The following is a 9,291-nucleotide window of genomic DNA, read 5'->3' as shown; positions in this document are numbered from 1 at the left end:
CTTCGACCTTGCTGCCATCGGTGCCGGTCTGGCCTTCCAAGGCTCCCTGCCCGCACTGCAGCAGGCAATGAAAAGCGGCGCCGCCGTTGTCCAGGCTCCGCCGGGCACCGGCAAAACCACGCTCGTTCCGCCGCTGCTCGCCAATCTGTATGGCCGGTCCGGCCGCGTCATCGTCACCCAGCCCCGAAGGGTTGCCGCCCGGGCCGCCGCCCGCCGCCTCTCCGCCCTGGACGGCAGTGGCCTTGGCGGCCGCGTGGGCTACACGGTGCGCGGGGAACGCCAGGCGGGCCCGGCCACCCGGGTTGAGTTTGTCACCCCGGGCATCCTGTTGCGCCGGCTGCTGGCAGATCCCGCGCTCGAGGGGACGGCCGCCGTCGTCCTGGACGAAGTGCACGAGCGCGGCCTGGAAACGGACCTCCTTGTCGGTATGGTCGCGGAGGTCCGGGCGCTGCGCGGTGACCTCGCCGTCGTCGCCATGTCCGCAACGCTGGACGCAACCCGCTTCGCGGCGCTGCTGGCCGATTCCGACGGCGGCGGCCCGGCACCCGTGGTCGGCTGCGCTTCAGAGAATTATCCGCTGGAAGTGCAGTGGCTCCCGGCACCGGCGCCGCGGCTGGACGCCAGGGGAGTGGCGCCTGCCTTCCTGGACCACGTTGCAGCGGCAGCGGCGGACGCCCATGCCCGTGCACTCACCGCGGACAACGCCGTGGATGCCCTCGTGTTCCTTCCGGGCGCCAGGGAAGTCTCGCACGTGGCCGCGGCGCTCCGCGGCCGGCTGGGCCGCAGCGTAGAAGTGCTGGAACTTCACGGTCAGGTGGGGGCATCGGAGCAGGACCGGGCCGTGTCCGGGCGGAACCCCGGAGATCCCCCGAGGATCATAGCCTCCACCGATCTTGCCGAGTCCTCCCTGACGGTGCCCGGCGTCCGGCTGGTGGTCGACTCCGGCCTGACCCGGGAACCGCGGCGCGACTCAGGCCGCGGCATGAGCGGGCTGGTCACGGTCTCCTGCTCCCGGGCGTCGGCAGACCAGCGCGCCGGCCGCGCCGCACGGCAGGGTCCGGGGCAGGTGGTCCGCTGCTACACCCAGCAGGCCTACGGTGCGGCTCCGGCCCACGTCACCCCGGAAATCAACGTGGCAGACCTGACCGGCGCCGCCCTCACCCTGGCATGCTGGGGAGCGCCCGGCGGGAAGGGCCTCGCGCTCCCGGACGCGCCGCCCCGCCTGGCCATGGACGACGCCGTCGAGGTACTCCGCGAACTGGGCGCGGTATCGGACGACGGGCAGGTGACGGCCGCGGGCAGGGCCCTCGCTGCCATCCCCGCCGATCCCCGGCTGGCCCGGGCACTGCTCGACGGCGGCGCCTCCACCGGCCGCCGGCTCGCCGCCGAAGTGGTGGCCGCGGTCTCCGGAGACCACCGCGCACCTGGCGGCGACCTGCCCAGGCTGCTGGCGCAGCTCCGCGCGGACAAAGGCTCGGCGGGGAAGCGCTGGGCGGAGGAGTCCAGGCGGCTGGCTGCCATGGCGCAGCGGAAAGGCGAGGTCGCCCTGCCGGATTCCCCCGGCGCCGCGGGAGGCTCCGACGCGGTGGGCGCCGTCGTCGCCCTCGCGTTTCCCGACCGCATAGGCCGCCGCGTGCCGGGCAGCGAGGGGGCAGGACAGTACCTGCTGACATCCGGCACCCGGGCAGGCCTGCCCGCGGGCAGCACGTTGTCAGGCCACGAGTGGCTGGCCGTGGCCGAAGTGTCCCGGGCCTCGGGCCGGGACGCGGGGGGCACCGGCGCCGTAATCCGGGCCGCCGCACCCCTGGCCGCCACCATGGCCGAAACGGCGGCGTCGCACCTGCTGGCAGACACGGTGGAAGCGGACTTCAGCGGAGGCCGGCTGAGCGCGCGCAGGACACGGCGGCTGGGTGCCATCATGCTCTCGGCCACGCCGGTACGCCCCAGCGCCGAACAGGGACGGAGGGCCGTGGCGGTCGCATTGCAGTCCCAGGGGCTGGCGGCCCTGCCCTGGTCGACGGCGGCGGCTTCCTTCCGGCGCAGGCTCGCGTTCCTGCACCGCCAGCTGGGAGGGCCCTGGCCGGATATGTCGGACACCGCGCTGCTGGAGCGGCTGGAAGAGTGGCTGGGGCCCGAACTGGAGGACCTTGCGGCCGGGAAACCGTTGGCCTCCCTGGACCTGGCGGACCCCCTGCGCCGCCTCCTGCCCTGGCCGGAAGCGGCCCGGCTAAGTGAGCTGGCCCCCGAAAGCCTTGAGGTCCCCAGCGGCTCCCGCATCCGGATCGATTATCCGGAACCGGGCGATGATGGTGCGGCGCCTGTCGTCGCTGTGAAACTGCAGGAGTGTTTCGGACTCGCCGAGTCCCCGCGGCTTGTGGACGGGCGCGTACCGGTCCTGTTCCACCTGCTCTCCCCGGCCGGGCGGCCCCTCGCCGTGACGGATGACCTGACCTCTTTCTGGTCCGGCCCGTACGCCCAGGTCCGGGGCGAAATGCGCGGCCGCTACCCCAAACACCCCTGGCCCGAGGACCCCTGGACGGCCCCCGCCACCGCACGCACCAAGCAACGCCGGTAGCCGCGCCCCGGCGCCCCTGTCATGAGGCCTACAGGCATGGGCAGGGAGGGCCGGCTCTTCAGCTGTGCGCTGCGATGAATGCGGCCACAGGGGCTGCCAGGGATGCGCCCACTTCCCCGGCCGGCCGCTTCTTTCCCGCCACCGCGAAGGAGTGGTCACCGCCCTCCGCCCACTGGAGCACGGCGTTGGGCCCGATCCGGGAGACTACATCCTCGAGGATCCCCGGGGTGGCAAACGTGTCCCGGGTTCCCTGCAGGAACAGCATCGGGACGCCCAGCCCGTACAGGTGTTCATCCCGGAGCTTCTCCGGCTTCCCGGGAGCGTGCAGGGGATAGCCCAAGTAGACCAGCCCCGCCACGTCCATGCCTTCGGCTGCAGCCATGGACGCCATCCTCCCCCCGAACGACTTGCCCGCCGCCCACACGGGGCCGCGGTCACCGTGGGCGTCTGCCTGCGCCCGCGCGGCGGCCATGGCGGCCCGCCAGGCGGCGATGGCCATGGGAGGACGGTCAGGGAACTTCCGCCCCGCCTCGCGGTAGGGGAAATTGAAGCGCAGGGTGGCCAGGCCCAGGCTGTTCAGGGCATCGGTGAAGCCGTGAAGGAAAGGGTGCTCCATGCCGGCGCCGGCGCCGTGTGCCACCACCACGGTGGCAGTGGGCTCTTCAGGGCGGGCGTAAACGGCGGAAAACGAGGCGTCCCCCACGGCGACGGTGAGCTGCTCATCGGATGCTGGCATGGGTCCATCATGCCGGAGGGTGGCGGATGTACCCATCCCTGCCGGTGGCGGGGTGTACGTTGTCCCCATGGCGAGTGAACAGACCACCATCACCGTGCAAGGCCCCAACGGACCGCGCGACATGCGCATTTCCAGTCCCAGCCGCGTTCTCTGGCCGGACCTGGGCCTCACCAAACTGGATCTGGTGAACTACATCTGCGATGTGGGGGAGGCGTTCATCGCCGCCAACGGGGACCGGCCCGTCTCACTTCAGCGGTATTCGGGCAACATCGACGGCGAGATGTTCTTCTCCAAGAACCCGCCCAAGGGCACGCCGGACTTCATCCGCTCCGTCAAAGTTGTCTACCCCAGTGCCCGGTCCCACCCTCAGCTGGTGTTCGACGAGCCTGCGGCCGCCGTCTGGGCCGTCCAGATGAACACGGTGGTGTTCCACCCCTGGCCTTCGCGCGCCGAAAACACTGACAACCCCGACCAGCTGCGCATCGACCTCGACCCGCAGCCCGGCACCGACTTCGATGACGCAGTCCCCGCGGCCCTGGTGCTGAAGGAAGTCCTTGCCGAGGCGGGGCTTACCTGCTTCATCAAGACCTCCGGGAACCGCGGACTCCATGTCTACGCGCCCATCGAACCCACCCGCGAGTTCCTGGACGTCCGGCACGCGGTCATCGCCGCTGCCCGGGAAGTGGAGCGGCGCATCCCGGACAAAGTGACCACCGCCTGGTGGAAGGAAGAACGGGGCCGGCGCGTCTTCCTGGACTTCAACCAGGCCAACCGGGACCGCACCATCGCCGGCGCCTACAGCCCGCGTGCCCTCCCGCACGCCCCGGTGTCCTGCCCCATTACCTGGGACGAACTGGAGCAGGCGGATCCGAAGAACTTCACCATCCTTACCGTGCCGGAGCGGCTGAAGACGGTGGGTGACCCGTGGGCGGACTTCAGTGCCGCTCCCGGCACCGTCGACACCCTGCTGCAGTGGTGGGACCGTGACTGCAAGGCCGGCCTGGGAGAACTGCCCTTCCCGCCCGATTACCCCAAGATGCCGGGCGAACCGCCGCGGGTGCAGCCCAGCAGGGCGCGCAAGCAGGACTGACCCACCGCCGCGGCCGGCCGGTGGTCACTCGAAGCGGGACGGATCGCCCATGCCTCGGCGCACAACCTCGGCCACACCGCTGGAGAAGTCGACAACGGTGGTGGGCTCGGCGCCGCAGTCGCCGGCGTCAATCACGGCATCCACCTGGTGGTCCAGGCGTTCCTTGATCTCCCAGCCCACGGTCAGCGGTTCCTCCTCGTCCGGCAGCAGCAGGGTGCTGGACAGCAGCGGCTCGCCCAGTTCGGCGAGCAGCGCCTGGACCACACGGTTGTCCGGGATGCGCACCCCCACCGTCTTCTTCTTGGGGTGGAGCAGTCGCTTGGGAACCTCCTTGGTGGCGGGCAGGATGAACGTGTAGCTGCCGGGGGTGACGGCCTTGATGCTCCGGAAGACGTCGTTGCCGATGTTCACGAACTGTCCCAGCTGCGCGAAATCCCGGCACACCAGTGTGAAGTGGTGCTTGTCATCCAGGTGCCGGATGCTCCTGATCCGGTCCAGGGCCTCCCGGTTTCCCATCTGTGCCCCCAGCGCGTAGCAGGAGTCCGTGGGGTACGCGATCAGGCCGCCGTCGCGGATAATCTTCACTGCCTGCGCGATGGCGCGGGGCTGGGGGTCGTGGGGATGAACGTCAAAGAATCTGGCCATCCCCCGAGCCTACGTTCCCGGGGGCCCCACCGCACCATGTTCCGGCGCCCCCTGGCGTGCGGGGATGGGCGTTGGTGGGAGAATATGCGTCATGGCTAGGGAACGCATCGTCATCGGCCTCAACGGCAGCGACGACGGAGACCTCCTGGTGCACCGGGCCGCCAAGCTCCTTGAGCGGGCCGGCGGGGGCGAGATCCTGGCCATCCATGTCCGGACCCCCTCCGGTGCCGGGAGCGAATCGCCCCACGCACTCGAGTCCCAGCGGCGGCAGGTGGCGGAGCTGGGCGGGAGCTACCACGCGCTGACCGCCGGCGACGTGTCCGCGGCCCTCCTGGACTACGCCCGGGCTTCGCGCGCCACGCACATCCTTGTCGGGCAGAGCCGTCGCAGGTTCACCGTCCTGTCCGGTGGAAGCGTGGAAGCCAAGGTTGTGCGCGGGGCAGGGGACATCGACGTCCAGGTGGTGCCCCGGCCCGTGGCGGCCAGGAGCCGCAAGCGCCGCACCGGGCTGGGACGGCGCAGGGTCATTGCCGGTTTCGCGCTCGCCGCCGTCCTGCCCGCAGGCCTGCAGTTGCTGCTCGCAGTCTTTGACCACAGCGTTGCCACGGCGGCACTGCTCCAACTGGCCGGCGCGGTGGCCGTAGCCCTGGTTGGCGGCTTGTGGCCGGCGGTTGCCGGTGCGCTGTGGAGCAGCCTGCTGGTGAACTATTTCTCCACCCCGCCGCTGTATGACCTTGCCATCCGTGACCCGCAGGATGTCCTGTCCCTGGCTGTATTCGCCGGCGTGGCCGTAGCGGTGGCAGGGGTGGTGGACCGCTCCGCCCGGCGGTCCAAGGAGGCGTCAACGGCGCGGGCCGAGGCAGCCACGCTGGCCGACCTGGCCCTGGCCGCATCCCGCGAGGAGGACAACCTCAAAGGGCTGCTCGCGGAAGCAGTCAGCGTCTTCGGTGCCGACGGTGCCGCCGTCGTCACCCGGGCCCCGTCCGGGGCAGACGCGGAGGGCGTGATGGTGGACGGTGTGATGGTCGACGACGGCGGGTTGGCTGATGGCGGGTTGGGCGACGGTGGCGGGGCGGGCCCTGGGCGCGGTGCATGGCAGGTGATCGCCGCCGCGGGGGATGCGACCGGCCGGCCGGTGATGCCGGGTGGGCCAGGAACCACGGTTGAACCGGTGGACGGGGAAACGTTCCTGGTGCTGGCGGGCCGTGCGGTTCCGCCGTCCGGGCGGCGGCTCCTGGCAGCCTTCGCCGTGCACGTCAAAGCGCAGCTCGAACGCCGGCAGCTGGCCGCAACCAGGAATGAGATCCTCCGACTCGCCGAGGGCAATATCATGCGGACCGCGATTCTCCGGGCCGTCTCCCACGACCTTCGGACACCCCTGGCCGGCATCAAGCTGGCCGCCGGGGGACTGCTGCAGAACGGCGTCTCCTACACCCGCGCAGAGCAGCAGGACCTGCTGGAAACCATTGACGCCTGCACCGACCGGCTGGACCTGCTGGTGGGCAACCTCCTGGACATGTCACGCATCACCGCCCAGTCGGTGGAACCATTGCTGGGTCCGGTCCGCTGGACCGAGGTGGTGGATGCGGCCCTGCGCGGGCTGCCGGCAGGGGCGGTGACGGTGGCGCTGCCTGCGAACATGCCGCCCGTGGACGCCGATCCCGGCCTGCTGGAGCGGGTGGTCGCCAACATCCTGGAGAATGCGCTGAAATACGCGGCCGGAAGCCGTGTGGTGGTGGCGGGCGGGCCGGACGGCAGCGTCCTTGACGGCCATCCCTGCGGCGAACTGCAGATCATCGACCACGGCCCCGGGGTCCCTGCCCGCAAGGTGGTGGACATGTTCCGGCCTTTCCAGCGGCTCGACGACCGGTCGCAGTCCAGCGGGATAGGGCTGGGCCTGTCAGTGGCACAGGGCTTCATCCAGTCCATGCGGGGCACGCTTACAGCTGCCGAAACCCCAGGTGGCGGCCTGACCATGGTGATCCGGCTGCCCCTCTCCACCGGCATCCCGGCCGGTATCCCGGCGGCCGGGTACCCCGGCGGCGGCGAGCCCACCACCGCGGCGGGCCAGCCATGACCGCCAACCACGCCGGCACCAAAACCGGAAACCTGCCCCCGGCAGCGCGGGTACTGGTCATCGACGACGATCCGCACCTCCTCAAGGCCCTTCGGATCACGCTCGCAGCGCACGGCTACGCCGTGGACACGGCCGTGGACGGCGCCTCCGCCCTCGCCGCGGCCTCGCGCCAGGCACCGGATCTGCTGGTCCTCGACCTCGGGTTGCCGGACATGGACGGGACCGAAGTCCTGCGGAACCTCCGCCGCTGGAGCGCGGCGCCGGTGCTGGTCCTGTCCGCCCGCCACGGGTCCCCGGACAAGGTGGGCGCGCTGGACGCCGGCGCCGACGACTACATCACCAAACCGTTCGGGCTTGATGAACTGCTGGCACGGCTGCGTGCCCTGCTGCGCAGGGTGCCAGAGCCCGAATCCCGCCCCGTGGTCAGCTCTGCCGGTTTCACCGTTGACCTTGTGGCCCGGCAGGTCCTGCGTGCCGGGCAGCCGGTAAGGCTCACCCCCACGGAGTGGAACATCCTCGAAATCCTGGTCCGGAACCCGTCGCGTCTGATTTCGCAGCAGCAGTTGCTGTCCGAGGTCTGGGGGCCGTCCTACCGGAAGGAGGTCAACTACCTCCGCGTCTACATGGCCCAGTTGAGAAGGAAGCTGGAAGAGGACCCCGGCAACCCGCGGCACCTGCTGACCGAAGCCGGGGCAGGCTACCGTTTCGTACCCTGAAACGAGGGGTGAACAGGGTAGTCTTCCCCTACCCGCCCGCCTCCGGATGGGGCAGGATGTTGAGTGGCCGAGTCCCGGCCGAAGCAGTCCCGGCCCCTGTGAAGGAGATCCTGCCATGCCCACAATCCTCAATCCCTACATCAGCTTCCGTGACAACGCCCGCGATGCCATGAACTTCTACCAGTCCGTCTTCGGCGGCGAACTCACGCTCAGCACGTTCGCCGACTTCCAGGCCAGCGAGGACCCCACGGAAGCGCAAAAGATCATGCACGGCATGCTGACCACCACCCAGGGCCTGGTGCTCATGGGCGCTGACACCCCGAACAGCATGGAGTACCACCCGGGGTCCTCCATTTCCATCTCGCTCAGCGGCGATAACGAGGTGGAGCTCCGCGGCTACTACGAGAAGCTGAGCGGCGACGGGGGAGCGGTGACCGTCCCCATGGAGAAGGCGCCGTGGGGTGACGTTTTTGGCATGTGCACGGACCGGTTCGGCGTCGCCTGGCTGGTCAACGTCAACGCAGCGCAGCCGACGGCGGCACCCTGACCGCCCGCCGGGCCGTCACTTGCTTTCCCGCGCCGGTCCCCGTCCGTCAAGGCCGGGCCTACTCCTTGAGGGAGGGGCCCGCGACTGCGAGGATTAACGGGTGAGGTCCTTCATGGAGTTCCTGTCCGACAAATGGTGGATGTTTCCGCTGATGGCGTTCGCCGGCCAGTGGGCAGGCGGCTGGCGGCGCGCGGGAGAACGAACAGCCTACAAACGGGCCCGGCGTGAGCTGGACGGCCTCATCGTCCTCCCTGACGTCACCCCGGCGGCCCTTGAGGGGAAGATCGCCCCGGAACTGGATGCGGGCCCCCGCCCGGCACAGTTCCACCAGGGCTGAAGCTGCCGCAGGGTTGCGGCGTGGGCTGCACGCTTTACCTGGACGTCGACGGCGTGGTCTGCCCCTTCGGCCCCCAGGGAACCACCGACTGGGGTTCCCCCTGGCAGCAGGCCGACGCCGGGCTGTTGCCCGTCACGTTCGCCGCCGAACTCGTGGCGGGGCTGAACACCCTGGCCCGGACGCCCGGGCTGCGTTGTGTCTGGCTGACCAGCTGGGAGGAACTGGCGCCCCAATATCTGTGTCCCGCCGTCGGACTGAAGGGCAGCCGCTGGCCGTACCTGAGCGCGGACGGGGCAGCCGGAGGGACCGGCTGGTGGAAACTCCGGGCCATCCAGGACGACGTCGAAAGCACCGGGCCCGAAGCCGTCGCCTGGGTGGATGACCAGTTGGCGTTCGAGGCGGAAGCGCAGCGCTGGGCACGGTTCCTGGGCCGGCGGATCCTTACCGTCTCGCCCCATCCCCGGCGCGGAATCACGCCCGCCGAACTGGAGAGGATCCGTTCTTTCCTGGCGCAGCCCGTGTTTTGACCTCATGCCGGGGACGCGTACGATCGATAAGGTTTCCCGCC

Annotated in this window: 9 protein-coding genes; 7 read left to right on the top strand and 2 right to left on the bottom strand. The window is 70.3% G+C overall.

Going from position 1 to position 9,291, the window contains the following annotated elements:
* The coding region (gene hrpB, locus BACI349Y_RS10760; protein WP_159632091.1) for an ATP-dependent helicase HrpB at positions 1–2,575 on the top strand (2,575 nt) is incomplete at its 5' end.
* A gap of 58 nt (positions 2,576–2,633) precedes the next feature.
* Here hrpB and BACI349Y_RS10755 read toward each other — a convergent pair.
* Positions 2,634–3,311 carry an alpha/beta hydrolase family protein gene (locus tag BACI349Y_RS10755; RefSeq protein WP_159632090.1) on the bottom strand — a complete coding sequence of 226 codons (678 nt, stop codon included), beginning with the start codon at positions 3,309–3,311 and terminating at the stop codon, positions 2,634–2,636.
* 67 nt (positions 3,312–3,378) lie between these two features.
* Here BACI349Y_RS10755 and ligD point away from each other — a divergent pair, with 67 nt between their 5' ends.
* A complete protein-coding gene (gene ligD, locus BACI349Y_RS10750; RefSeq protein WP_201302426.1) occupies positions 3,379–4,401 on the top strand; it encodes a non-homologous end-joining DNA ligase in 1,023 nt (340 codons plus the stop codon).
* A gap of 24 nt (positions 4,402–4,425) precedes the next feature.
* Here the strand turns inward: ligD and BACI349Y_RS10745 are convergent, their stop codons facing one another.
* A complete protein-coding gene (locus tag BACI349Y_RS10745) occupies positions 4,426–5,046 on the bottom strand; it encodes an L-threonylcarbamoyladenylate synthase (RefSeq protein ID WP_141160539.1) in 621 nt (206 codons plus the stop codon).
* A 91-nt stretch (positions 5,047–5,137) separates the two neighbouring features.
* On the opposite strand from BACI349Y_RS10745, the gene BACI349Y_RS10740 reads away from it, so the two are divergent.
* From BACI349Y_RS10740 to BACI349Y_RS10720, 5 genes are all read left to right on the top strand, one after another.
* Positions 5,138–7,123 (top strand): DUF4118 domain-containing protein, encoded by a 1,986-nt coding sequence (locus BACI349Y_RS10740; RefSeq protein WP_236560793.1) that lies wholly within the window; start codon positions 5,138–5,140, stop codon positions 7,121–7,123.
* Positions 7,120–7,839, top strand: a complete 720-nt coding sequence (locus BACI349Y_RS10735; RefSeq protein WP_159632088.1) for a response regulator — start codon at positions 7,120–7,122, stop codon at positions 7,837–7,839. The genes BACI349Y_RS10740 and BACI349Y_RS10735 overlap by 4 nt, the downstream gene beginning before the upstream one ends.
* Before the next feature lie 115 nt (positions 7,840–7,954).
* Positions 7,955–8,386 carry a VOC family protein gene (locus BACI349Y_RS10730; RefSeq protein ID WP_159632087.1) on the top strand — a complete coding sequence of 144 codons (432 nt, stop codon included), beginning with the start codon at positions 7,955–7,957 and terminating at the stop codon, positions 8,384–8,386.
* Positions 8,387–8,486: 100 nt separating this feature from the next.
* Positions 8,487–8,723, top strand: coding sequence for a hypothetical protein (locus tag BACI349Y_RS10725; RefSeq protein ID WP_224026020.1), 237 nt, complete (start codon positions 8,487–8,489; stop codon positions 8,721–8,723).
* A gap of 20 nt (positions 8,724–8,743) precedes the next feature.
* A complete protein-coding gene (locus tag BACI349Y_RS10720; protein ID WP_159632086.1) occupies positions 8,744–9,250 on the top strand; it encodes an HAD domain-containing protein in 507 nt (168 codons plus the stop codon).
* Positions 9,251–9,291 lie beyond the last annotated feature (41 nt).

It is taken from the genome of Arthrobacter sp. 8AJ, from assembly GCF_902506025.1.
Classification (GTDB): Bacteria; Actinomycetota; Actinomycetes; order Actinomycetales; family Micrococcaceae; genus Arthrobacter.
Note: the sequence above shows the minus strand (reverse complement) of the source record. Positions and strands in the feature narration are given on the sequence as shown.